The organism is Rathayibacter oskolensis (assembly GCF_900177245.1).
GTDB lineage: Bacteria > Actinomycetota > Actinomycetes > Actinomycetales > Microbacteriaceae > Rathayibacter > Rathayibacter oskolensis.
Map to the genome: position 1 here is coordinate 156037 of NZ_FXBM01000002.1, position 24675 is coordinate 180711.

A 24675-nucleotide genomic window follows, 5' to 3' on the forward strand; every position below is an offset into this window, starting at 1 on the left:
CTCCCCGATTTCGAGGACCGCGCCGGCGGGCAGAAGGGCGCGACCTTCGCACGCCGCTTCAAGACGACGGTGCTGACGGCGATCGACGACGACGACATCGTCGCGGCGCTGCAGGACTTCGTCCTGCCCGGGTGGGAGGTGCCGGACGGCGAGGGCCGGATCCGCATGGAGGCCGACGCGGTCGCGGCGATCGTCGACCTCTGCCGCGGCGAGCCGTTCCTGTTCCAGCTCGCCGGCGAGAGCGCCTGGTACGCGGGCACCGACGCGACCATCACCCGACGCGAGGTGCTCGCGGGGTGGCGCGGCGCTCAGCGGGAGGCGGCGGCGCACGTCGAGCGGATCCTCGGCCGGCTGCCTCCGCGCGAGCGCACCTTCCTCGAGGCGATGGCCGAGCTGCCCGCGCGGGACCGGACGCTCACCCGGATCGCCCGCTCGCTCGGCCTGTCGAAGGCGACCGAGGTCGGCACGACGGCTCAGCGCCTCGACACGGTGCGGGGGATCATCGACCGCGGGAAGCTGTACGGGTTCAGGCACCGGGCGATCGAGGCGTACGTGACGAGTGAATGGCCGCGGGTGGAGTGAGGGCAACCCCCTCCTCGACGGACGAGGACGTCAGAGATCGGATCCCCTGGGCCTGGAGTCGTTCTCCGTGCTCGGCCATCGTGGTTCATCCGGTCGCCGCCGAGGCGCGACCAGGAGGAGTCATCGAGGGTCCTGGGCCGAGAGCAGGGCGTTCAGTTCAGCCTCGACCGCGGTGATCTCCTTCGTGCTCTCCGCCATCTCGAACGACAGTATCGATGGCACAAGGAGAACTGTCGCTCTGCCCGGAGCTCTTCTCAGCAGACGAGCTCCTGCCAGGAGTAGAGGCGGCATCACTACCGGCGGTAGGGCGACGATCAGTGCCATCACCGATTCTTCCCCCAGCGGGGGTGAAGTGAATCCGGAGGTGAGAACCGAGGCGATCCACGCTAGTGCCAGTGCCGTATAGAGCAAGCCGGCGAGCCGTGTCCGGCGCTTCCAGTCTCGAACCCGGAAATACTCGAAGACGATGCATGGAACGAAGAAGATGTAGTACGCGAAGGTGTACAGAGACGCGATCAAGACGAAAGTGGCGACGATGAGGAGCCCGGCGCCCACAGTGATGTCTTCCCACCGGCTCGAGGCGGTTCCGAGAATCACGACGACCACGACGCCCGCGGTTCCGGCGCCCGCCGCGGCCAGAACCCCCGAGGTCTTCACGAGCAGCAGTGCGCTCAAGGGAGGCACGGGCTTCGCCCTGTAGGGCGTGAAGCCGTAATCCTCGAGTGCTTCCTCCAGCGATCTCTTCTGAGCGCTGAGATCGAGGCTCAGTTGCTCTTTCCTGAAAGTCAGTTCTGTCACCCCGCGGGGCTCGCTGATCGCTCGTCCAGCCATGATCGTGACACACGCGATGAGCAGCAGCAGCAGCGCCGTTCCGGGCGCCTGCTGAATCCGCGTGGCGGCAAGGGAGAGGGATGTCGCTCCGGCCAGGACCGCGATGCTCTGGGCATCGCGTGCGACGAAGAATGCCCGCGCGGATCGAGACCATGAGGACCGGTCTCCGATCTGCAATGCGGCCAGGGCGACATTGATGGTCGCGACCAGAACCAGCAGGGCAGTCGCGACCACCACTGCGTCCGCGTCGGAGACTCCGAGGCTCAGATCCCCCTGTATCCGCAGGTCGGTCGCCTGCCCATCGGCAAGAGTGGACAGGACTGTGAACAAGCGCACGAAGAACTCGAAATTGACGATCAGTTCTGCCAAGGAGAAGAGGACGGCGGCCAGCTGGAGGGTCCTCCGAACGCTCTGGGCCAGAGACGCCCTTCGCGCCTCCTGCTCGGATCGGAGTGCTCCGAAGCCGATGGCCTCAGGCGGTGACTCGGCACCATCCATCGACTCGTCCGATCGGGGTTCGGACGGAGTGGGGAGAACCGAGGTCGACGCGCGGAGGTCGTCCCCTCGCCTGCGTTGCACCCATCGGTGAAAGGGCCGCAGTATCGACACCTCTTCGCGGCCCCGGCGGGAGTCGAACTGCTCACGAGCGCTGCGCTTGGCCCTCATTCCCCGTCGATCACCCGCCCGTGCTTCCGGAACTGCTGCCGCATCCACTGGTGCCCCGGGTCGTCGTTGTGCATCGGGTGCCACCACAGGGCGCCCGAGAGACGCAGCGCGTCGAACGGCAGCGGCAGCACGCGGAGGTCGCCGCCGGCGAGCATGCGGTCGGCGAGCCGCTTCTGCACGATGCCGATCCGGTCGGTCCCGACGATGAAGTAGGGCAGGGCGAGGAATCCCTCGACGACCACGTCGACCCGTGGCTCGATGCCGATCGTCTCGAGCTGGCGCGAGGCGGCGGTGAAGGCGCTGCGGGTCTTGTAGGTGAAGACCCACGGGAGGCGGTGCAGATCCTCCAGGGTCAGGGCCTCGCCGACGGACTCGTTGCCGGCCCAGACGACCGCGAGCCAGTCGTCCTCGTAGAGGTCCATCGAGGGGAGGTCGCTCGCGAAGCCGCGCGGCAGGAGCATGCCGTCGACGTTGCGGAGGGTGTTCATCGGGTCCTCGACGATGGCCGGGTTGTGCAGGTTGAAGCGGAAGCGCACGTGCGGGGCCGTCTCGCGGACGGCCAGTGAGACGCGACTGCCGACGATCGCGAACGAGTAGTCCGAGCCGTAGAGGCTGAACTCGCGCGGCGAGGTGGCGGGGTCGAACAGCGCGGCGGTCGAGAAGACCATGCGCGTCGCCTCCAGAGCCGAGCTGGTCTGATCGATGAGTCGGATCGCGAGCGGCGTCAGCCGATAGGTGTTGCCGTCGCGGGTGAGGATCTGGTCGTCGAAGTGGATCCGCAACCGGGCGAGGGAGGCGCTCACCGCCGGCTGGCTGAGGCCGAGGCTCTGCGCCGCCCGCGTCACACTGCGCTCGGCGAGCAGCGCATCGAGCACCACCAGCAGGTTCATGTCGGGCCGGGGGCTCATCCGCCCGGTGCTCATGCGGTCACGACCGTGCGCTCACGCTCACGCGGTGTCCATGATCGGGTGCTCATGGTTCCTCCTCGGGGCGCGTCGGTGCGCCTCCCCTCACGGTAGCGCGGCGTCATCCCTCGAGCGTCGCCTCGATCCCGCGCATCAGCGCGTGCTGGCGGCGCAGCTGCTCGATGGAGCGCCACGGGTCGCGGTCGCCCTCGTACTCGCTCGACAGGTAGCCGGTGTAGCCGCCGTCGTGCAGAGCCTGCAGCACCGGCCGCCACGGGATGTTCTGGTCGACGAGCTCGTCGTCGATGTCGTGGAACTTGGCCTGGACGAACACGACGTGGTCGATCACGTCGAGCAGGTCTCGCGGATCCACTCCGATGCCGTCGAGGAACGCCGGCCGTGTCTCGCGGGTCTCGCCGGGGCGGAGGGGGATCGGCCGGTCCTGGAAGATGCCGGTGTCGATCAGCAAGCCGAAGTGCTTCGTGCCGGTGCGCTCGATGAAGGCGAGGTAGTCGTCGACGACGGGGTGCTTGATGGGCGTCGGCGAGTGGATCTCGGGGCAGATGACGACGTCGAGCTCCTCGGCGGTCGAGAGGCTGCGCTCGACGACCTCGGTCCAGATCGGGTGCGGCACGAGGTCGCTCGAGACGACCCCGATCTTCGGCCGCACGAAGCGGAAGCCGAGCTGCGAGGCGAGCCGCAGGTCGCGGGTGAGGATCGCGGTCCCCTCCTCGACCGTCATGTCCCGGTCGCGGTGGAGGCGGGTGTCGATCCACGAGCCGTAGTTGGTCGGCTCGAGCCGGTGCCGCTCGAGGGAGGCGAACCACGCGTCGATCCACGCGGTGGTCGGCCCCGGGTAGCCGGGCACGTGGCCCTCGCCGAGGATCTCGACGCCGGTCGCACCGAGATCGGCGACGATGCTCAGCGCCTCCTCGAGACCGAGGACGGTGCCGTAGTCGCCCATGAAGCTGTAGAGGGACACTCCGTACTTGAAGCCGCTGGTTGAAGCGCTCATCGGACGATCGTCACCTTCCTGGTGCTGCGGTACCGCGACGGCTGGTGCTCGATCGGGATGTAGGAGGCGCGGAGCAGCAGCTCGACCTCGACCTCGTGGACTCCCGGGGCGAGGCCGCCGGGATGCGGGACGGTGACGACTCCCGGTTCCTCGAGCTGCCAGCGCAGGCCGTCGCTCAGCCGCAGCTCGTCGATGCCGATGTCGCGGCCGTCGAAGCGCCAGAGCGGGGTGTCGTGGTCGACGTCGACGACATCGTCGACGCGCACCGAGACTCCGTCGATGAGGCTCGCGGCCAGCCCCCGGTACGAGGGCATGCGCAGGTGCAGCCGGAAGCCGGTCACCTCGTCGCCCTCGCGGACGTTCGTGAAGCCCTGCGATTGGATGAGCTCTCTCTCCAGGAACATCGTCGTCCTCTCCGTCGAGTCGTGCTGCGGCTCGTGCCGTAGTTGTGTCGAATTCAGACAACACTATGTCGTGAAGAAACAGAAGCGAAGGGGGCGCATCCATCTCGGCGAAGCGCGGCATCACCGATCACGTCTTCGCAGGCGCCGCACCCGTGACCAGGATGGAGGGAGCCCAGCTCGACCGGAGGATCGCCGATGATCACCACGCCCACTCGCCGCGCCGTCGTCGTCGGCTACGCCAGGACCCCGTTCGCGCGGTACCTGGGCCGGTTCGCCTCCCTCCCCGCCACCGCCCTCGGCACGCACGCCGTCACGGCGGCGCTGTCGCGCTCGGGGGTCTCGCCCGACGACATCGAGGTCGTGCTGATGGGCCAGGTGCTGCAGGCCGGCGCCGGCCAGAATCCGGCACGGCAGACCGCCCGGGGTGCCGGGATCCCGCTGCACGTGCCGGCGATGACGCTCAACGCCGTCTGCCTCTCGGGCTCGGAGGCGGTGGCCGACGCCGCCCGCCGCATCGTCCTCGGCGAGATCGACGTCGCGGTGGCCGGTGGGCAGGAGTCGATGTCGCTCGCGCCCCATGTGTGGCCCGACTCCCGGCGCGGACGGCGTTTCGGCGAGGTGGTGATGCTCGACACGATGGAGCACGACGGGCTGAGCGACGCGTTCGAGCACCGCTCGATGGGCGCCTCCACCGAGGAGGAGAACGGCCGGCTCGGCCTGGGACGCGCCGAGCAGGACTCGTTCGCCGCCTCCTCCCACGCTCGAGCGGCAGCGTCGGCCGAGGTGCTGGCCGAGGAGATCGAGCCGGTCGCCACGACGGGACGCGACGCCTCCGTCGTGTCGGCCGACGACGGCGTGCGGCCCGAGACGACCGCGACCGTGCTCGCCGCGCTCCGCCCGGCCTTCGCTGCCGACGGCACGATCACGGCCGGCAACTCGTCGCAGATCACCGACGGCGCCGCGGCGCTCGTGCTGATGGAGGAGGCGCAGGCGCAGCGCCGCGGCCTCCGCCCGCTCGCGCGCATCGAGGCGGCCGCGATGGTCGCCGGGCCGGGGCTGACGCTGCACTCGCAGCCGTCGGCCGCGATCCTCCGGGCGCTCGAGCGGACCCCGTGGGGCGCCTCCGATCTCGCGGCCGTCGAGATCAACGAGGCGTTCGCGGCCGTCGCCGTGCAGTCGACCGCCGATCTCGGCGTCGACCCCTCGATCGTGAACCCCCACGGAGGGGCGATCGCTCTCGGCCACCCGATCGGGGCCTCCGGAGCCCGCATCGTGGGCCACCTCGCCCGCCGCCTGGCCGCGCTCGGGCCCGGTTCGGTCGGCGCGGCAGGCATCTGCGGAGGCGGGGGCCAGGGCTCGGCTCTGATCCTCTCCGCGGTGGGCTGAGCCGTGTCCGCACCCGTCTCGGTGGCGGGCCGGCTCCTGTCGATCCTCGATGTCTTCGCGGAGCCCGGCACGCGCGCGTCGCTCAGCCTGTCCGAGATCGCGCAGCGCACCGACCTGCCCGTCTCGACGACCCATCGGATGCTCGCCGAGCTCGTCGACTGGGGCGGACTCGTGCGCCGCGACGACGGCCGCTACACACTCGGGCTGCGCCTCTGGGAGCTGGGGACGCGCGTGCCCGCCACCCGCTCGCTGCGCGCGATCGCGCTGCCGTTCCTCGAGGACCTCTACGAGGCGACGCACCAGCACGTGCACCTCGCGGTGCTCGACGGCTCCGAGGCGCTCTACATCGAGAAGCTCTCGGCGCACCGCGCGGTTCCGGTGGTGTCGCGGGTGGGCGCGCGGCTGCCGCTGCACTCGACCGGCGTCGGGCTCGTCCTGCTCGCCCACGCGATGCCCGACGACCTCGACGAGTACGTCGCACGCGACCTGCCGCGATTCCTTCCGGGCACGGTCACGTCGGCTCAGGTGCTGCGGAGGCGCCTCGCCGAGATCAGGCAGAGCGGCGTCGCCCGCTCGTCGGAGGAGATGACCGCGGGCACGAGCTCGGTCGCGGCGCCGATCCGCGACCGCGCGTCCCGGGTCGTCGCCGCGCTCTCGGTCGTGACGGGCTCGGAGCCCCGCCAGGGCGATGCGCTGGAGCGCGAGGTGCGGGCCGCGGCGGCCGGGGTGAGCCGGGCGCTGGGGTACCGGCGCTCGGTGGTCGCGTGAGCGGCATTCCTGCCCAGAACTGTGGGGAGCCGCTTTTTCCACTGGATGGAAACGACCCGCCCCGCGATCGCACCGATGTCGAGCATGGTGATGTCCCTGTCACCGTCGCGAGGAACCCCGTGCCCCCACACTCCACACAGGTCGCCGTCATCGGCGCCGGGCCCGCGGGCCTCCTGCTCAGCTGGGCGCTCCGACGCGCCGGCATCGACTCCGTCGTCCTCGAGAACCGCTCGCGCGAGTACGTGCTGTCGCGCATCCGCGCCGGTGTCCTCGAGCAGAGCTCGGTCGACGTGCTCACGGAGCTCGGCCTGGGCGAGCGGATCGCCAGCGACGGGATGCGCCACCGGGGCATCTACCTGCAGGGCCCCGACGCGAACGGCGTCAGCCGCCGCCATCACGTCGACTTCGACGAGCTCATCGGTCGCACCGTCACGGTCTACGGGCAGCAGGAGGTGGTGAAGGACCTGATCGCGGCGCACGAGGCCGAGGGCAGCGACATCCGCTACGGCGTCTCCTCCGTCGAGCTGCACGATCTCGACGGCGAGCACCCGGCGGTCACCTACCGGCACGGAGGCGAGGAGCACCGGCTCGAGGCCTCGTACGTCGTCGGCGCCGACGGCTTCCACGGCATCAGCCGACCGAGCATCCCGGCCGACGAGCGCGCCGAGCTCGACCGTGCCTACCCGTACGCCTGGCTGGGGGTCCTGGCCGACGTCGCCCCCTCGACCGACGAGCTGATCTACGCGCTGCACACCGACGGCTTCGCGATGCACTCGATGCGCAGCTCCTCGGTGTCTCGCCTCTACCTGCAGGTCGACCCCGATGACGACATCGCCGCCTGGCCCGACGAGCGCATCTGGGAGGCGCTGCAGACGCGGCTGGGCGTCGAGGGCTGGACCCTGCACGAGGGGCCGATCACCGAGAAGTCGATCACGCCGATGCGCAGCTTCGTCTCGTCGCGACTGGCCCACGGACGACTGTTCCTGGTGGGCGACGCCGGCCACATCGTGCCGCCGACCGGCGCCAAGGGGCTCAACTCGGCCATCGCCGACGTCGTCCTGCTGGTGCGGGGACTGATCGCCGCCGTCGGGGGCGATGACGCGCTGCTCGAGGGCTACGAGGCCGCCGCGCTCTCGCGGCAGTGGCGGGTGCAGCAGTTCTCGGTGTGGATGACCGAGCTGCTGCATCGACCGCCGGCGACCGTGAGCGGCGAGTTCGACTTCCACGCGCAGCTCGGACGCCTCGGGTACGTCGTCGACTCGGTGCACGCCCGGCGCTCCCTGGCCGAGCAGTACACGGGGCTCCCGCTGTGAGCGCGCCGCTGAGCCGGCCGCCGCTGGGACAGGCCGAGATCTCGGAGGAGATCGCCGCCGTCCAGGAGGACGCCCGGCGCCGTGTCGTCGAGGGCGGTGCGCCCGAGCTGCACCCGCGCCGCGACTACCCGCCCTACCGGAGCACGGTGCTGCGCCATCCGACCCACGAGCTGGTGCGGGCCGATCCCGAGGAGATCGAGCTCACCTCGCCCGCCTTCGGCCACACCGACGTCGACGAGTACGAGAGCGACCTCACCGTCCAGCACGCCGGCGAGCCGCTCGGCGAGCGCATCACCGTCTCGGGCCGGGTGCTCGACGGAGACGGTCGCCCCGTTGCCGGGCAGCTGGTCGAGCTGTGGCAGGCGAACGCGTCCGGCCGCTACGTGCACAAGCGCGACCAGCACCCGGCCCCGCTCGACCCCAACTTCACCGGTGTCGGGAGGCTCATCACGGGCGCCGACGGCGGCTACCGATTCACCACGATCAAGCCGGGCGCCTACCCGTGGCGCAACCACCGCAACGCGTGGCGCCCCGCGCACATCCACTTCTCGTTCTTCGGCACCGCATTCACCCAGCGCCTGATCACGCAGATGTACTTCCCTGGAGACCCGCTGTTCGCGCTCGACCCGATCCTGCAGTCGATCGCCGACCCCGCCGCCCGCGAGCGGCTCGTCGGCGCCTACGACCACGACAGCAGCACCCCCGAGTTCTCGCTCGGCTACCGCTGGGACGTCGTGCTCACCGGATCGCGGTCGACGCCGCTCGAGGGGGAGGAAGAGCATGTCTGAGCCGCGCGCCACGGCGCAGACGCCGTCGCAGACGGTCGGCCCGTTCTTCGGCTACGCGCTGCCCTACGACGGGGGCCCCGAGCTGGTCGCGCCGTCGCACCCGGCGGCCATCCGCCTCCGCGGCACGATCACCGACGGGGCAGGCGATCCCGTGCCCGACGCTATCGTCGAGATCTGGCAGCGCGACGCCGAGGGTCGCGTGCCGACTGCGCGGGGGAGCCTGCTGCGCGACGGCATCGCCTTCACGGGATTCGGACGCACCGCCACCACGCGCTCCGGTGAGTACGCCTTCACCACGGTGCGCCCGGGAGCCCCCGACGGCGCGGAACCGTTCGTCGTCGTCACGGTCTTCGCGCGCGGCGTCACCCACCACCTGAGCACCCGCGCCTACTTCGCTGGCGACGACTCCACCGACCGCCTGCTGCGCTCGCTCGATCCGGTGCGTCGGCGCACCCTGCTCGTCGTCGACGAGGGCGACGCGACGGGGCTGCCTGTCGTCCGGTTCGACATCCGGCTGCAGGGCGAGGGCGAGACCGTCTTCCTCGACCTCTCGGGAGGACTCGATGGCTGAGCGGAGGAGCCTCGTCGACCCACTCGCCTCGCCGTCGATCCGCGAGGCGACCGGGGACGAGGCGCTGCTCGGGGCGATGATCGACGCCGAGCTGGCACTCGCCGCCGCTCTCGCCGACGAGGGCGTCGTCGACGTCGACCTCGCCCCGCACGCCGGGGCGATCCGAGCCGCCGTGCTCGCGCAGCTCGACGCGATCGCCGACGAGGCCCGCGCGGGAGGCAACCCCGTGATCCCGCTCGTGCCGCGCCTCCGGAACGCCGCCGATGCGCTGGTACCGGGGTCGGGCTCCACGCTCCACCTCGGTGCGACCAGCCAGGACATCGTCGACACCGCGACGATGATCCGCGCGGCGGCCGTGCTCGAGCGGATCGACGCCGAGCTGGTCCGGCTGGGCCACTCCCTCGCCGAGCTCGCCGATCGGCACCGGGGCACGCCCACGGTCGGCCGCACGCTCGGCCAGCACGCGGCCCCCACGGTGTTCGGTGCGGTCGCCGCCTCGAGGCTGGGCGGTGTGACCTCGGCGCTCGCCGCGGTCCGCCGCGCTCGGACATCGCTTCCCGCACAGCTCGGCGGGGCCGTCGGCACCCTCGCGACGCTGGTCGCCGTCGTCGGCCAGCGCTCGGGGCAGTCAGGCGCCCTCGAATGCACCCTGCGGGTCGTCGACGGATTCGCCGCCCGCGTGGGCCTGCGCGCCCGCGCCGTCTGGCACACCGACCGCACGCCCGTCGTCGAGCTGGCCTCGGCGCTCGGACTCGCCGCCGGAGCCGCGGGCGCCGTCGCGCTCGACGTCACCGTGCTCGCCCGCACCGAGACCGGCGAGCTCACCGAGAGTCTCGGCGAGGGCGAGGGCGGTTCGTCGGCGATGCCGCACAAGCGCAATCCGATCGGCGCCGTGCTGGTCGTCGCCGCCGCCCGGCAGGCTCCCGGACTCGTCGGCGCGCTCTTCTCGGCGCTCGCCGCCGAGGACCAGCGCCCCAGCGGCTCCTGGCACGCCGAGTGGCGCCCGCTGCAGCAGCTGCAGGAGTCGGCGCTCGCCGCGGTCACCGGTGCCGCCGACCTCGCCGGGTCGCTCGAGGTGCACGTCGAGACGATGCGCGAGCAGCTCGTCTCGGGCGACGGCTCCGCCTTCAGCGAGGACGTGGCGGTCCTGCTCGGCGAGCATCTCGGCCGTCCGGAGGCGTTCGCGCTGCTCGCTCGGGCGTCCCACGAGAGCACCGCCACCGGTCGGCCCCTGCGCGTCGTGGTCTCGGGCATGATCGGCTCTCTGGGCGACGACTCCCTGCAGGAGCGCGTCGCGCGCGCCTTCGAGCCCTCGGCCTCGCCGGGAGTGGCCGGCGCGTGGATCGACGCGGCGGTCGCGCGGTTCGCCGCGGTGCGCGGCTCCGGCGCTCCCTCCGCGGGCTCCGACCGGGAGGCCGCCTCATGACCGTCCCCGTGCTCGCCGGACTCACGACCGCGACGACCTCGTCCCGGGCCGACACCCCTCTGCTGGTGCTCGGCCCCTCACTCGGCACCACCACCCGGTTGTGGGAGGCGTGCCTGCCCGAGCTGGCGCGCTCGTTCCGAGTGCTGCGCTTCGACCTCCCCGGGCACGGGCGCAGCCCCGCCGCCTCCGAACCTTTCACGATCGACGAGCTGGCGCAGGCGGTGCTCGTCCTCGTCGACGCGGCCGGGGGCGGCGCCTTCCACTACGCGGGCATCTCGCTGGGCGGCGCGATCGGCCTGCAGCTCGCGGCCGACGCTCCCGAGCGGCTCGCCTCCCTCACCGTCGTCTGCTCGGCGCCCCGGATCGGCACTCCCGACGGCTGGGCCGAGCGGGCCGAGCGCGCCCGCCGCGGGGGCACCGCCTCCCTGGTCACGCTCAGCGCCGAGCGGTGGTTCGCGCCCGACTTCGTGCGCCTCGCCCCCGACACCGTCGGTGCCGCGCTGGGCGAGCTGGTCGATGTCGACGACGAGTCCTACGCGCTGTGCTGCGAGGCGCTCGCGGGCCCGGGGGAGCGGACGGTCACGAGCGAGGTCCTGCTCGTCGCCGGCGCGGTCGACGCCGCGATGCCGCTCGAGAGCGTGCGCGAGCAGGCCGAGGCGATGCCCCGCGCCCGCGTCGAGGTGCTCGACGGAGTCGCGCACCTGCCCGGCTACGAGGCGCCCGCACGACTGGCCGCGATCGTCGCGCGCCACGCCTCCGCGGGCACGTCGACCCGCCGGGCCGTGCTCGGCGACGCGCACGTCGCCGCCGCCGCAGCGCGCGTCACGCCCGAGACCGCCGACTTCCAGGAGTTCCTCACGCGCTACGCCTGGGGTGAGGTGTGGACGAGGCCCGGTCTCGCCCGACGCGAGCGCAGCATGATCACCCTCGCTGCGCTGGTGGCGCTGCGCGCCGAGGATGAGATCCCGATGCACCTGCGCGGTGCGCTGCGCAACGGCGTCACCCGCGCCGAGCTCTCGGAGGTGCTGCTGCACACCGCGCTCTACGCGGGGCTGCCGGCCGCCAACTCCGCGTTCGCGCGCCTCCGCGAGGTGCTGGCCGAGCTCGGCGGCACCGACTCCGGCGCCACCGACCCCGGCGGCACCGACCCCACGACCACGAACGACGAAGCAGAGGACCGACGATGACGGTGGACAAGAGCCGAGCGAGCGCGGCGGTCGCCGTCGCGGACATCCCCGACGGAGCCTCGATCGCGGTGGGCGGCTTCGGCCTGGTCGGCGTGCCGATCGTGCTGATCCGCGCGCTCCTCGCCCAGGGCACGACGGGCCTGTCGGTGGTCTCGAACAACTGCGGGGTCGACGGCTGGGGTCTCGGCGAGCTGCTCGCAGCGGGCCGGATCGACCGCGTCACCGCCTCCTACATCGGCGAGAACAAGGACTTCGCGCGCCGCTACCTCGGCGGCGAACTGGAGGTCGAGCTGACCCCTCAGGGCACGCTCGCCGAGCGGCTGCGCGCCGGTGGCAGCGGCATCCCCGCCTTCTTTACCGCCAGCGGCGTCGGCACGATGGTCGCCGAGGGCGGGCTCCCCTGGCGCTACGGCGCCGACGGCAGTGTCGTCGTGCGGAGCGACCCCAAGGAGGTACGCGTCTTCGAGTCGCTCGGGAAGCCCGCGCAGTACGTGCTCGAGGAGGCGATAGTCACCGACTTCGCGTTCGTGCGCGCCGCTCGTGGCGACCGCCACGGCAACCTCGTCTTCGCGAGGTCGGCACGCAACTTCAACCCGCCGGCTGCGATGGCGGGGCGCATCACGATCGCCGAGGTCGACGAGCTCGTCGAGCCGGGCGTGCTCGATCCCGACGACATCCACCTGCCGGGCATCTACGTCGACCGCATCGTCGAGCTCTCGGCCGACGAGGCCGCCGACCTGCCGATCGAGAAGCGCACCGTGAGGCCCCGCGCCTCGCGAGAGGAGGTTCGCGCATGACCCCGCTCACCCGTGACGAGATGGCTGCCCGCGCGGCTCTCGAACTCACCGACGGCGCCTACGTGAACCTCGGAATCGGGCTGCCGACGCTCATCCCCAACCACATCCCCGACGGCGTCGAGGTGATCCTCCACTCCGAGAACGGCGTGCTGGGTGTCGGGCCCTACCCGTGGGAGGGCGAGGAGGATCCCACCCTCATCAACGCGGGCAAGGAGACCATCACCGTGAACTCAGGCGCCGCCTACTTCGACTCCGCGCAGAGCTTCGCGATGATCCGCAGCGGTCGCGTCGACGTGGCCGTGCTGGGCGCGATGCAGGTCTCGGTGCACGGGGACATCGCCAACTGGGCGGTGCCCGGGCGCATGGTCAAGGGCATGGGAGGCGCGATGGACCTCGTCCACGGCGCCGACACGGTCATCGTGCTGATGGAGCACGTGACGAAGACCGGCGAGCACAAGATCGTGCCCGAGTGCCTCCTGCCCCTCACCGGACGCCGGGTCGTCGACCGCATCGTGACCGACCTCGCCGTGATCGACGTGACCGAGGAGGGGCTGGTGCTGCGCGAGACGGCGCCCGGTGTCACCGTCGCCGAGGTGCAGGCCGCGACCGGTGCTCCCCTGATCGTGGCCGTCGCGGAGTCGACACGATGACGCAGCTGCGCGAGGTCGTCGTCTGCGAGCCGCTGCGCACCCCCATCGGCCGCCTCGGCGGAGCGCTGCGCACGGTCGCTCCGTCCGAGCTCGCCGCCACCGTGCTGCGTGCGCTCGTCGAACGCACAGGACTCGACGGGGGCGACGTCGACGACGTGATCCTCGGTCAGGGCTACCCCACGGCCGAGGCCCCGCCGATCGGACGCGTCGCCGCCCTCGATGCAGGCCTTCCGATCACGGTCGGCGGCGCCCAGGTCGACCGGCGCTGCGGGTCCGGGCTGCAGGCCGTGCTCGACGCCGCGATGCAGATCCAGACCGGGGTCAGCGATCTCTGCCTCGCGGGCGGAGTCGACTCGATGAGCCAGGCGCCGCTCTACACGGTCGAGGGGCGCTGGGGCGTGCCGGGTACCGGCGGCCTGCTCCTCCGTGACGCACTGGGTCGCGGTCGCGAGACAGCGGGGGGCCGGAACCACCCGGTCCCCGGCGGGATGCTCGAGACAGCGGAGAACCTCCGTCGCGAGTACGGGATCGCACGGGAGGCGCAGGACGCGCTGGCCCTGCGCTCGCACCGGCGCGCGGTCGCCGCGATCGACGCGGGTCTGTTCGCCGACGAGATCGTGCCTGTCGCGGTGCTCGGCCGTCGCGGCGCCTCCGTGCTGGTCGAGCGCGATGAGGGCCCGCGCGCCGACACCACGCTCGACGCGTTGGCGCGGCTCTCGCCCGTGCGGCACGACCTCGACGACGCGGCCACGGTGACCGCCGGCAACGCCTCCGGTCAGAACGACGCCGCTGCCGTGTGCATCGTCACGACTCCCGAGCGGGCCACGCAGCTGGGCCTGCGTCCGCTGGTCCGGCTCGTCTCGTGGGCCCGTGCCGGCGTCGAACCCGAGCGGATGGGCATCGCGCCCGTCGCCGCGACCGCGCGCGCCCTCGACCGCGTCGGTCTGACCCTGGCCGACATGGACCTCATCGAGCTGAACGAGGCCTTCGCCGCGCAGGTTCTCGCGGTCGGCCGCGAGTGGCGCTTCACCGACGACGACTGGGAGCGCACCAATCCGCTCGGCTCGGGGATCTCGCTCGGCCACCCGGTGGGAGCGACGGGCGCCAGGATGCTCGCGACCGGCTCGCGTCACCTCGCGCGCACGGGGGGCCGTCACCTGCTCGAGACGATGTGCATCGGCGGCGGGCAGGGCCTCGCCGCGGTCTGGGCCGCCTGCGAGTAGCGGATCCTGCCACCCTTGTCGACACAGCTCCAGAAGACGCCTGACGAGACCTCGAGCTGTTCACGCCAGATGTGCGACCACATCGATGAGGAGCAGTCGCTCCGGTCGATCGGACGTGCGATCCGGGTGCGCAGGACGCGGGTGTCCCGGAGTGTGAGTTCCTACGTCCAGTGATGAGTGACGGGCTCGCCGCTCGCGCTCCGGACCAGCGTCCACTTCTCCGTCTCGCCTAACTGATCGTGTTCCTCGCGTGTGGCCGGCGGATGCTTCTCACTCACCGCTGTGCCTGAACCAGGCGATCAGCTCGTCGTCGGTGGACAGCCTGACCAGCTGCACGAGAGCCCAGTTCTCACTGTGGTTCGGTGCGTGCTGGAGTCGGGCCTCCCAGTCCTCCGCATACTCGCGGAGGGAGAGTGCCAGATCGTCGAGAGCGCCGTCGACATCGGCGCCCTCGGAGACGAACGGCCGGTCCTCCGTCAGGGCGATGACTCGGTCGCCCTCGTGCGCGACGGAGATGCGGGGGGCGACCGAGTCATCGCCCTGACGGAGGACCGGCCGTTCGTCAGGGCGATGAGGGGGGGGGGGGGGGGGGGGGGGGGGGGGGGGGGGGGGGGAGACCGTGCGGAGGAAGTAGTCACGGAGACGATCGGCCGACACGTGGTCGTTACGGCGCATGGTCCCGGTTCGCCCGTGCTCGACGGAGTCCAGGACGTCCTTCCGGTGCATGCGAGCGTCAGAGGCAGTCGGCTCGAGGCCCGCCGAGCCTCCTCAGACCGCGGCGAGGCTCGCGTGCATCGCCCGGCGGATCAGGTTGTGCTGCCGCCGCACGAGCGCGATCGGGTCGACCTCCCCGAGGTCGAGGAACGCGTGTCCCTCCCACTCGCTCGACATGTAGCCGCGGAATTCGCCGCGCACGAAGACGTCCACGATCGCCGGGTAGTCGATCGCCGGCTCCTGCCCCTCGTCGTCGATGTCGTAGAACTTCGCGTGCACGTGCAGGATCTGCGGCATGATGTCGGCCCACTCCTCCACGGGCACGTGACCGTGCATGTTGAACGCGAGGAACGCGAACGAGCCGAAGTCGCCCGGGTCGATGCCGCGCGATGACAGATAGCCGAGGAACTCGCCCTGGCGCTCGCGACCGGGGGCGTCCCCGGCCCAGATGCGCTGGAGTGTCGCGGTCGCCTCCTCGTCGAGTCCCATCCGGCGCATCGTGCGGAGGATCGCGGGCGACATCGCGTGCATCGTCGACGAGAAGTCGGCGACGAAGCCCAGCAGCGGTGAATCGAGCTCGGCGTAGAGCTCGCGGATCTCCTGCACAGCCGGTGCGTTGGGGCCCGACGGGGCGTGGATCTCGTAGCCCAGCGCGACGTCGAGCGACTCCGCGAGGGGGAGGAGGCGCTCGAGCAGGGTGCGCCGCGCGCTCTGGATCCGCATGAGCGGGAACCCGAGGCGGTGGGCGCCGCGCAGCAGCTCGGCCGAGAACTCGTACTCCTCGTCGTCGTTCATGTCTCGCGTGCGCAGGCGCCCCATGTCGAGGTTCGCGCCGAAGGCGCTCGCCTCGAAGCCGTGACGGTCGAACGCCGCGCGCCAGGTCGAGACGAAGTCGGGAGTGACGACGGGGTACTCGCGGAGGGTCTGCGACGCGACGATCTCGATCCCGGGGCCGACGCCCTCCTGGGCGACGCGGACGAGCAGCGACTCGAGGTCGTACTGTCCCGCGTTGAGCTCCGAGGTCGCGGAGTAGAGGGTCAGCCCGAGCTTGAACGGCTCGTCCGGCGCGGCGGGCACCGCCTCCACGGTGGTCGTCTCGAGCCGGAGCTCGTCGTGAGTGGGCTCCTCGGCGGTCCGCGCGATGAGATCGCGGGTCTGGTGGACGACCTGGGGCACGTAGGTCTCAGGCTTGATCTGCATGTAGGGCAGGCTCAGTCGAGCGGAGGCGACCACGCGGTGGGTCGACCCTGCGGCGATCGGCGCGTCGAGGGCCAGCACGAGCGTCGCCGCGTCCGAGAGGAACCAGAGGACGTCACACTGCTCGCGCAGCTCGTCGACGCGGTAGGAGCGCCCGGCGAGCTCGAAGCGGAGTCGGTCGGTGCTCACTGGAGAGCCGTTGATCGACACCTCCAGACCGTCGACGGATGACAGCCAGAGGCTGCGGTACCAGGGCAGGTGGAGTAGGAGCGCGGCGCCGTCGGGGTGGACCCGCAGGCTGTGGTCGTCGATCAGGATGTTGTGGGTCGCCATGCCGAGAACCTTATGTCTCATTCAATCAAAAGAGGGCCTCCATACCGAACGTCGATGACCGACATCACCGGAGGCAGATGCGCCGATTTCACCGCGAGCTTTGCTTTATGTCTGAATTCGACTTTAGTGTGTAGAAAAATGACTCTGAGGTCGACAGGCCGCTCACCGATGAGCTGGACCCGCCCGCGCACCTCGCCTCTGGAGGTCCCTATGCCCGACGTCCTCGACGTGCTCATCCTCTCCGGTCACATGACCATCGAGCACGACAACGAGTTCCGCAGCTTCCGCACTCACAATCAGTGGCTCACCACGGTGCTCCAGGACACGGGCCGCTTCCGCGTCCGCGTCACGGAGGACCCCCGTGGCCTCACCTCCGCGATCATCGACCGCTACGACGTGGTGATCGTCGTCTTCGAGGGCCGCGACGGCTACCACGAGAAGGCGACTGGGTTCGGCGCCGAGACCGACGCCGCGCTCCTGCGCTTCGTGCACGACGAGGGCAAGGGCATCGTCTGGTTCCACGGCTCCGCGGTGCAGGAGGACGACTGGGGCTACCCCGAGGAGTACAACGTGATGCGCGGCGCGAAGCTGAGCGTGCCGACCGGTATCCGCCCGCGCCCCTGGGGGGAGGCGCTGCTGACGACCGCCGAGCCGCGCCATGCGATCACCGAGGGCATCTCGAAGACCTGGACCGTCACCGGCGACGACATCCTCACCGGAGTCGAGCTCTACGACGGCGCGGAGGTGCTGATCAGCACCTTCGACGATCTCGAGTCGTACGAGAACGCCCCGGTGTGGCCGATGTCGCACTACCCGGTCGCCATTCCCGAGACCGGACTCGCCGACCTGCCCGGCATGAACACCGATCAGCCCCTCGCCTGGATCAATCGCTACGGAGCCGGCCGTTCGTTCACCATCACCATCGGGCACGACATCGACACGTTCCGGCGCATCGAGTTCATCCGGATGTTCCCGCGCGGAGTCGAGTGGGCGGCTACCGGCGAGGTCACGCTCAGCGGGCCCGACCGCCGAGGCGACCGGCGCTTCCTGCCGTGGCCCTACTACAACCAGGAGGGCTGAGGCTCCCTCTCGCCGCACGCCTCTTCTCCGCGCGATTGAACGGGCGGCGCGCCGCCTGTCAGGGCACGATCGAGTCGATGTAGCCGCCGTCGACCCGCACCGCCGCGCCCGTGGTGGCGGAGGCGAGCGGCGACGCGAGGTAGACGACCATGTTCGCGATCTCCTCCGGCTCGATCAGGCGCTTCAGCAGCGACTGCGGCCGGTGCAGGCGCATGAACTCGCGCTGCGCCTCGTCCCACGGCAGGTCGGAGCCGACGAGGGAGTGGACGAAGTCCTCGACGCCGCCGGTGTGCGTCGGCCCCGCGAGCACGCTGTTCACCGTCACGCCGGTGCCGGCCGCCGTCTTCGCGAAGCCCCTCGAGACTCCGAGCAGCGCCGTCTTCGAGACTCCGTAGTGGATCATCTCGGCCGGGGTGACGACGGCGGAGTCGCTGCCGATGTACATCACGCGGCCCCACCCGCGCTCGGTCATGCCGGGCAGGTAGGCGCGGGTGAGGCGCACGCCGGTCAGCACGTTCACCTCGAAGTAGCGGCGCCACTCGTCGTCGGTGATCTCGAGCGCATCGGCGCTGCCGAAGATCCCGAGGTTGTTGACCAGCACGTCGAGCGCCGGCACGGCGTCGAGCAGGGCGGCCGTGCCGTCGTCGCTCGACACGTCGGCGGCGACGCCCGTGACGGAGGCGCCAGGCGCGGCCGCGCGCACCTCGCCGATCGCGCGGTCCACCGACTCCTGCGAGCGCGCGTTGACGACGACCGCGGCGCCGGCCCGCGCCAGGCCGATCGCGATGGCGAGGCCGATGCCCTGCCCCGATCCGGTCACCAGGGCGGTGCGCCCCTCGAGGTCCAAGCCGATCATCGCCGCTCCGCTCCCGCACGCCCCCGCGGGCGCGCTCCCCGTCGAGCGTGCCACACACGCCGCGCCTCGTGGCCGGCGCGTTCGATCGGTCACGAACGGCGGGCTCCCGCGACTCCAGGGGGCCGATCGCGACGGATCGGACGGCGCCAGCGGGGAAGGGCAGGGGCGCCCGGCGGGCCTTGCGCTCGCGAGCCGCCCGCGCGTACCGTTCTCGGGTACCTCGTCGCGAGCCGCGACGTCGGTGCGGCCACCTCACCGGCCGATCTGGCGGCTCGCGGACACGGGGGCTCCCCGCACGGAAGACGGTCTCTTGCGCATCAGCACCGGTACTGCGTCCACGACGCAGACGCTGCCCTCGCACTGACGACCCCCGTGCCCGCCCGCTGAGGGCGAGGCCCCGCTTCCGGACACCGGGAGCCCGGTGGTCGGCGTGCGCCGACACCATCACCGGGAGCACCATGCCCTCCATCAGCACCACACCCTCCGTCGTCCTCACCGACTGCTCGTTCGCCTGGCCGGACGGCTCGGTCGTCCTCGACCGGGTCACCACAGCCTTCGGGCGGGGGCGCACCGGACTCGTCGGGGCCAACGGCGCCGGCAAGTCGACCCTCGTCCGGCTCGTCACCGGGCGGCTCGCGCCCACGGCCGGAACCGTCTCGACGACCGGGCCGGTCGACCTGCTGCCGCAGAGACTCCGGCGCGGGCCGGACGACACCGTCGCCGACCTGCTCGGGGTCCGCGAGCGCCTCGACGCCCTGCACGCGATCCTGGGCGGCGACGCCGATCCGCGGCACTTCGACGCGCTCGAGGACGACTGGGACGTCGAGTCCCGGGCGGTCGCCGCACTCGCGGAGGCGGGGCTCGATCTCGACGAGGCCGATCTGCGGCGGCCGGTCGCCACGCTCTCGGGCGGGCAGGCGATCCTCACCGCGGTGACGGGCGTCCGCCTCCGCGATCGGCCGATCGCCGTGCTCGACGAGCCGACGAACGACCTCGACCGCCGCTCGCGCGGACTGCTGCTCGCCCTCGTCGACCGGTGGCGCGGCACGCTCGTCGTGGTGAGCCACGACCGCGAGCTCCTCGAGCACGTCGACGAGATCGCGGAGCTGCGCGACGGCTCGCTGCGCACCTCCGGAGGCACGTGGTCGGCGTTCGAGGAGCGCCTGGCGGTCGAGCGCGCGGCCGCCGAGCGCGACCTCCGCGACGCCGACCAGCTGCTGCGCGCCGAGCGCCGGCAGCGCATCGAGGCCGAGACGACGATCGCGCGCCGGGCGAAGGCGGGAGCCCGATCGGCGGAGTCGATGCCGAAGATCATCGCCGACGCGCGCAGGAACAGGGCGGAGTCGACCGCCGGGCGCCTGCGCTCGGGGCACGGCGAGGCGGAGGCGCGCGCCAGGGAGCGGGTCGACGCCGCGTCGCGAGCGGTGCGCGACGACGACGCGGTGCGCATCGAGCTGCCCGATCCCTCGGTGCCCGTCGGGCGCCGCCTGGCCGAGTGGACGGTCCTCGGGCGCACCACCGTGCTGCAGGGGCCCGAGCGGATCGCCGTCGTGGGCGCCAACGGCACGGGCAAGACGACCCTGCTCGAGCAGCTCGTCGGAGCACCCGGGGCGCGACCGCATCCGCTCGTCGACACTCGTGCGACGGCGCTGACCGACCGCATCGGCTGGCTCCCTCAGCGCCGCGACGGGCTGCTCGACGACGAGCGCACCGTGCTCGAGCACGTGTCGAAGGCGGCTCCGTCCGTGCCGACCGGTGAGCTGCGCAACGCCCTGGCCCGCCTGCTGATCAGGGGCACGATCGTCGACCGCACGGCGGCGACGCTGTCGGGAGGGGAGCGGTTCAGGGTGGCGCTCGCCGGCCTCGTTCTCGCGCAGCCGGTCCCGCAGCTGCTCGTGCTCGACGAGCCGACGAACGACCTCGACATGGCGACGACCGACCACCTCGTCGACGTGCTCGCGGCCTGGCGGGGCGGGCTCGTCGTGGTGAGCCATGACGAGACGTTCCTCGAGCGGCTCGGGCTGGACGGGAGGGTGGTGCTCGACGCCGGCTGATCGCTGGTCGACGCCCCGGAGCTCTCTCGTCGGTGACCGCGGTTCTGCCCGTTGTCGCCGGGCGGGCTCCGGGTCTACTCTCAGCGTCAACCCGACGCGTCGTCGGTGAAGTCGAAGTCGACGTCGCCCCGTACCCGACCGCGTGGCGACGACCTCGGCGCCCTTCAGCGACACAGGGGTGCGCCGATCCGGACGTCGTCCCCGGTGCTGGAGCTCCGGTCGACGTCCACTCCGGTCGCCGTCGTCCTTGCTGCGCGCACTCGCCCGTCGGTGCGCGCACTCGTCCGCCGGAGAAGAGGAAGCCGTCGCCGTGCGCACCTCCACCGTGAAGACAGCACTCGCCGTCGTCGTCGTCCTGCTCCTCGCGGGATGCACGTCGGGCCCGACGGCGGACGCGTCGTCCCTCGAGACGAGCGTCGCGATCCAGCCGACGTCCGGAGACCCGGAGCCTGTGGCGTCCACGGCACCCGTCGCCGTCGGGGACGTCGTGACGACGGACAGTGCCGGGCTGTCGGAGGTGACGTTCGCCGACGGCTCCTACACACGCGTCGGTCCCTCCTCGGAGCTGAGGGTCGTCGAGCTGTCCACGGCCGAAGCGCAGCGGACCGTCACCGGTCTCGAGATCGCGGAGACCTGGCACCGGGTGAAGGAGCTCGCCGCCGAGGACGCGACCTACGAGGTGGAGACGCCCGTCGGCACCGCCTCCGTCAGAGGCACCGTCTTCGCGGTCGTGTGCACCTCCGCGACCGAGTGCACCTTCACCGTCCTGGAGGGCGAGGTGGAGGTCGAGCTCGAGGACGGCACGACCGTCACCGTGAACGCCTTCGAACGCCTGACCGTGCCGGGCGAGCAGACCACTCCGTTCCCCGTCGACCTGATCCAGGCGGACGAGTGGATCATGAGGAACCTCGAGCTCGACGAGGTCGACCTGTCCACGATCGCGAGCGCGGCCGGCATCGAGGACTGGCAGGCGAGCACCGCGGGGACGTGGCACGCCGTCTACACCGTCGTCGCGAGCGACATCAGCGCCTACACCGTCGGCGACGTCCTCGAGAGGGACTGGACCGTCGATCCCGGGGAGTGCTCCGGCTCCTCGTGCGCCGTCAGCGTGGTCTCCTCCGGCGGTGCGCCGTTCGTCATGGACGTGTCCGGGGGCGGGCTGACCTGGGGAGCCGAGGAGCCGGCCGCCTGCTACGACGTCGAGCCGCCGTTCGACCTCCGCACGGACTACGGTTTCGACCTCACCACCACGACCACGCTCACCCCCTCGACCGTCTCGGACATCGACGGGGTGCCGACCGTCACACAGCTGACGGGGACCAGGACCGTGCTGCTCGATGAGAAGGTCCCCCCGGACCCGGCCTGCGAAGCCGTGCAGCCGCACACCTCCGCCACCTACTCCGTCACCGTGACCCGCACAGACGGGTGATCGCATCAGACCGGCACTGACCAGCGTCCTCATCGCCGGCGCTACGACGCTCGTCTTCGCGGGCGCGGCGTGGAGCGGCGTCGGCGCGCAGACCGCTGCGCACGCGAGCGACCTGCTGTGGCCCGACGGGTCCGCCGATCGGCGGGTGGTGATCGTCGCGGTCGACGACGACTCCGTGGCCGAGGTGGGGGAGTGGCCGTGGTCTCGGCAGGCGCAGGGCGAGCTGGTCGACGCGGTGGCGGACGCCGGAGCGGCGGTCATCGGCTACGACGTGCTGCTGCCCGGGGACGCCGGTGACGACGACTCCCTCGCGCGCGCGCTGTCGCGGGTGCCGACGGTCGTCGCCGAGGGGTACTCGAGCGCCGTGCGCACCGACCGCGGTCTGCTGTCGGTCTCGGGTGCGGTGGCGCCGGGGCCCGAGATCTCGAGCGCAGCACGGGCGGTGGGGCACGCCGTGATCACGGCCGACACCGACGGAGTGACCCGCACCGTCCCCCTGGTGGTCGCGCCGGCGGGCGAGGACTTCGCGGGCTCGCTCGCGCTCCGGGTCGCGGATCTCGCCGACGGCGCGGTGGATCAGCTCTACGTCCGCCCGGGGATGGTGCAGGTCGGTGGCCTCTCCGTGCCCACGGAGGGTGACGCCGCCGTCCGGGTCCACTGGTCGGCCGGTCTCGAGCCGCGCGGCCCGAGCATCGTCTCGGCAGCCGACCTGCTCGACGGCTCCATCGATCCGGCCGTCCTCGACGGCGCGGTCGTGTTCGTGGGAGCGACGGCCGTCGCGCTCGGCGATCGGCACGTCACCCCTCTGAGGCCGGGGGCGACGACGCCGGGGGTCGTCGTGCAGGCGCAGGTCGCGTCGACGATCCTGTCGAGCGGATGGGTGCTGCCGGTGGCACCCTGGTGGTCGGCCCTCCTCGTCCTGGTGCTGTCGTCCGGCCTCGCTCGGGCCGCCCTCACGCTGAGGCTCCGGTGGGTCGCGGTCGCCGCCGTCGGAGTGCCGGCCCTCTACCTCGTCGCCGCGGTCGTGGTCTTCGGGACGCTCGGGCTGCTCGCCGACACCGTCCGCGTCCCGGTCGCGCTCGTCGGCTCGACCGTCCTCGCAGTGGTCGTCCGGCTGCTGGTCGAGCAGCGGGAGCGCCGCCGCACGATCGACCTGTTCACGCGCTACGTGCCCGAGAGCGTCGCGGAGCATCTGCTGCGCACGGGTCGCGCGCGGGAGGCCGCAGACGGCGAGCGCGTGCGGGTCGGACTCGTCTTCTGCGATCTGCGGGGATTCACTCCGCTGGCCGCGTCCCTGCGACCGGGGCAGGTGCGCGAGATCCTCGACCGGTACTACGACTTCGCCTGCGCCGTCGTCTTCGAGCACCGCGGCACGGTGATGCAGTTCGTCGGGGACGAGGTCTTCGCGGTGTTCGGCGCCCCGGATCCGCTGGACGACCCGGCTTCAGCCGCGAGGGCCTGCGGTCTGGCTCTGCAGGCTCGCGCGGGCGAGCTCGAACGGGAGCTCGCGGCAGCCGGACTGCCGGAGGTGCGCTTCGGGGTCGGCGTCCACGTCGGCGAGGTCGTCGCCGCGCACGTGGGGCCGGTCCGCCGCCGCCAGTACGCGGTCATCGGCGATCCGGTGAACGTCGGCTCGCGGCTCTGCGGGACGGCACGGGCGGGGGAGGTGGTGCTCTCGGTCGCGGTGGCGGAGGGCGCTGTCGGCGGTGACGTCGAGGCGGTCGAGTTGAAGGGAGTGGCCGACCCGGTCGCGATGATCCGGGTGGCGGCGCCGGTGGGCTGGAGCGGCGGGCCGACGGCGACGAGTCCCGCCCCCGCGGACGGGGACGGGACTCGAGGGGAGCCGGCTGCGGCTCATCCGAACCAGACGTAGCCGTTGTAGGCGATGCAGTTCGAGACGGTGCACACGTTCTCAGAGGCCGCTGTCGGCAGGAAGTGCCGGTACCCGGTCATCGTGAAGCTCGAGGAGTCGTACCACTCGACGGTCCCGGCGACGCGGTAGTAGTTGCCCGAGAAGTTGCCCATCAGCCCGGGGTACGCCGTGACCTGCGTCTGACCCGCCTGGAGCCAGACCTCGCTCGAGCGCGAGTCGGTCGCGTAGTTGACCCAGCGGCCGTTCTCCCAGGTCTGGACCTGCCAGGTGATGATGACCTTCTGCAGGGTGTTCGCCCGCACCGAGGCGCTGCGAGTGACGCTGACGGGCGGTCCGTAGATCGTCTTCGGGCCACCAGGGCCCACCGGGCTCTTGTTGATGTAGGTGGTGCCGACCGCGATGCCGCCGACGGGCCCGACCGGGGTCGGGAACGAGTACGCCTGCGCTGCTCCGGCGCCGCCGAAGGCGACGGCCGACGTGACCAGGAGGGAGAGGAGTGCGAGCAGAACGGCACGGCGGGCTCCGCGGCGAGGGCGGTGGGAGGGCTCGGCTCCCGGTGCGGAGGCCTCGTTCGAGGAGTCGAGGATCGGGGGACGGACGAGCGCGGTGGCGGACATCAGGTGGCCT

22 protein-coding genes are annotated in these 24675 nt (G+C 71.9%); 15 read left to right on the top strand and 7 right to left on the bottom strand.

The features are described from left to right. Positions 1-69 precede the first annotated feature (69 nt). Positions 70-582: a hypothetical protein gene (locus tag B9Y99_RS19175; protein WP_244274862.1), complete on the top strand. Its 513-nt coding sequence runs from the start codon at positions 70-72 to the stop codon at positions 580-582. Between the two features lie 120 nt (positions 583-702). On the opposite strand, the gene B9Y99_RS09875 is transcribed toward B9Y99_RS19175, so the two are convergent. The 4 genes from B9Y99_RS09875 to B9Y99_RS19180 all read right to left on the bottom strand — a co-directional run bounded on the left by B9Y99_RS09875 (position 703) and on the right by B9Y99_RS19180 (position 4403). Beyond that, entirely contained in the window at positions 703-1782 is a 1080-nt protein-coding gene (locus B9Y99_RS09875) for a hypothetical protein (RefSeq protein WP_129587987.1), read from the bottom strand. Positions 1783-2075: 293 nt separating this feature from the next. Then, positions 2076-2987, bottom strand: a complete 912-nt coding sequence (locus B9Y99_RS09880) for a LysR family transcriptional regulator (RefSeq protein ID WP_244274863.1) — start codon at positions 2985-2987, stop codon at positions 2076-2078. 118 nt (positions 2988-3105) lie between these two features. Then, a complete protein-coding gene (locus tag B9Y99_RS09885) occupies positions 3106-3999 on the bottom strand; it encodes a sugar phosphate isomerase/epimerase family protein (RefSeq protein WP_244274864.1) in 894 nt (297 codons plus the stop codon). After that, entirely contained in the window at positions 3996-4403 is a 408-nt protein-coding gene (locus tag B9Y99_RS19180; RefSeq protein WP_244274865.1) for a C-glycoside deglycosidase beta subunit domain-containing protein, read from the bottom strand. Before B9Y99_RS19180 ends, B9Y99_RS09885 begins: the two co-directional genes overlap by 4 nt. Positions 4404-4598: 195 nt before the next feature. Here B9Y99_RS19180 and B9Y99_RS09890 point away from each other — a divergent pair, with 195 nt between their 5' ends. From B9Y99_RS09890 to B9Y99_RS09935, 10 genes are all read left to right on the top strand, one after another. Next, positions 4599-5789, top strand: coding sequence for an acetyl-CoA C-acyltransferase (locus B9Y99_RS09890; RefSeq protein ID WP_085476457.1), 1191 nt, complete (start codon positions 4599-4601; stop codon positions 5787-5789). Between the two features lie 3 nt (positions 5790-5792). Further along, on the top strand, positions 5793-6557 hold the full coding sequence (locus B9Y99_RS09895) for an IclR family transcriptional regulator (RefSeq protein WP_085476458.1): 765 nt from the start codon (positions 5793-5795) through the stop codon (positions 6555-6557). Between the two features lie 119 nt (positions 6558-6676). Further along, on the top strand, positions 6677-7870 hold the full coding sequence (locus tag B9Y99_RS09900; protein ID WP_085476459.1) for a 4-hydroxybenzoate 3-monooxygenase: 1194 nt from the start codon (positions 6677-6679) through the stop codon (positions 7868-7870). Further along, the gene (gene pcaH, locus B9Y99_RS09905; protein WP_085476460.1) at positions 7867-8658 is read left to right on the top strand and encodes a protocatechuate 3,4-dioxygenase subunit beta; all 792 of its coding nucleotides are present in this window, start codon (positions 7867-7869) and stop codon (positions 8656-8658) included. Before B9Y99_RS09900 ends, pcaH begins: the two co-directional genes overlap by 4 nt. Then, a complete protein-coding gene (pcaG, locus tag B9Y99_RS09910; RefSeq protein WP_085476461.1) occupies positions 8651-9229 on the top strand; it encodes a protocatechuate 3,4-dioxygenase subunit alpha in 579 nt (192 codons plus the stop codon). Before pcaH ends, pcaG begins: the two co-directional genes overlap by 8 nt. Beyond that, positions 9222-10655: a lyase family protein gene (locus B9Y99_RS09915; RefSeq protein ID WP_085476462.1), complete on the top strand. Its 1434-nt coding sequence runs from the start codon at positions 9222-9224 to the stop codon at positions 10653-10655. The genes pcaG and B9Y99_RS09915 overlap by 8 nt, the downstream gene beginning before the upstream one ends. Next, the gene (gene pcaDC / locus B9Y99_RS19185) at positions 10652-11842 is read left to right on the top strand and encodes a bifunctional 3-oxoadipate enol-lactonase/4-carboxymuconolactone decarboxylase PcaDC (protein ID WP_085477341.1); all 1191 of its coding nucleotides are present in this window, start codon (positions 10652-10654) and stop codon (positions 11840-11842) included. The genes B9Y99_RS09915 and pcaDC overlap by 4 nt, the downstream gene beginning before the upstream one ends. Continuing rightward, a complete protein-coding gene (locus B9Y99_RS09925) occupies positions 11839-12639 on the top strand; it encodes a CoA transferase subunit A (protein WP_208856923.1) in 801 nt (266 codons plus the stop codon). The genes pcaDC and B9Y99_RS09925 overlap by 4 nt, the downstream gene beginning before the upstream one ends. Next, positions 12636-13289 carry a CoA transferase subunit B gene (locus B9Y99_RS09930; protein ID WP_085476464.1) on the top strand — a complete coding sequence of 218 codons (654 nt, stop codon included), beginning with the start codon at positions 12636-12638 and terminating at the stop codon, positions 13287-13289. The genes B9Y99_RS09925 and B9Y99_RS09930 overlap by 4 nt, the downstream gene beginning before the upstream one ends. Next, positions 13286-14512, top strand: coding sequence for an acetyl-CoA C-acetyltransferase (locus tag B9Y99_RS09935; RefSeq protein WP_208856924.1), 1227 nt, complete (start codon positions 13286-13288; stop codon positions 14510-14512). Before B9Y99_RS09930 ends, B9Y99_RS09935 begins: the two co-directional genes overlap by 4 nt. A gap of 768 nt (positions 14513-15280) precedes the next feature. Here the strand turns inward: B9Y99_RS09935 and B9Y99_RS09945 are convergent. Further along, complete coding sequence (locus B9Y99_RS09945) at positions 15281-16756, bottom strand: C-glycoside deglycosidase beta subunit domain-containing protein (protein WP_085476466.1); 1476 nt, start codon at positions 16754-16756, stop codon at positions 15281-15283. A 210-nt stretch (positions 16757-16966) separates the two neighbouring features. On the opposite strand from B9Y99_RS09945, the gene B9Y99_RS09950 reads away from it, so the two are divergent. Further along, positions 16967-17836 carry a ThuA domain-containing protein gene (locus tag B9Y99_RS09950; RefSeq protein WP_085476467.1) on the top strand — a complete coding sequence of 290 codons (870 nt, stop codon included), beginning with the start codon at positions 16967-16969 and terminating at the stop codon, positions 17834-17836. 58 nt (positions 17837-17894) lie between these two features. On the opposite strand, the gene B9Y99_RS09955 is transcribed toward B9Y99_RS09950, so the two are convergent. Continuing rightward, complete coding sequence (locus B9Y99_RS09955) at positions 17895-18689, bottom strand: SDR family NAD(P)-dependent oxidoreductase (protein ID WP_085477343.1); 795 nt, start codon at positions 18687-18689, stop codon at positions 17895-17897. Between the two features lie 461 nt (positions 18690-19150). Between B9Y99_RS09955 and B9Y99_RS09960 the strand changes: the two genes are divergently transcribed. The 3 genes from B9Y99_RS09960 (at position 19151) to B9Y99_RS09970 (ending at position 24048) form a co-directional block, all read left to right on the top strand. Further along, positions 19151-20746 (top strand): ATP-binding cassette domain-containing protein, encoded by a 1596-nt coding sequence (locus tag B9Y99_RS09960; RefSeq protein WP_208856925.1) that lies wholly within the window; start codon positions 19151-19153, stop codon positions 20744-20746. A 310-nt stretch (positions 20747-21056) separates the two neighbouring features. Next, a complete protein-coding gene (locus B9Y99_RS09965; protein WP_165759584.1) occupies positions 21057-22175 on the top strand; it encodes a FecR domain-containing protein in 1119 nt (372 codons plus the stop codon). Positions 22176-22206: 31 nt separating this feature from the next. Then, positions 22207-24048 (top strand): CHASE2 domain-containing protein, encoded by a 1842-nt coding sequence (locus tag B9Y99_RS09970; protein WP_342097155.1) that lies wholly within the window; start codon positions 22207-22209, stop codon positions 24046-24048. Here the strand turns inward: B9Y99_RS09970 and B9Y99_RS09975 are convergent. Beyond that, positions 24030-24665, bottom strand: a complete 636-nt coding sequence (locus tag B9Y99_RS09975) for a hypothetical protein (RefSeq protein ID WP_085476470.1) — start codon at positions 24663-24665, stop codon at positions 24030-24032. The two genes, B9Y99_RS09970 and B9Y99_RS09975, sit on opposite strands and share 19 nt — an antisense overlap. Between the last annotated feature and the right edge of the window lie 10 nt (positions 24666-24675).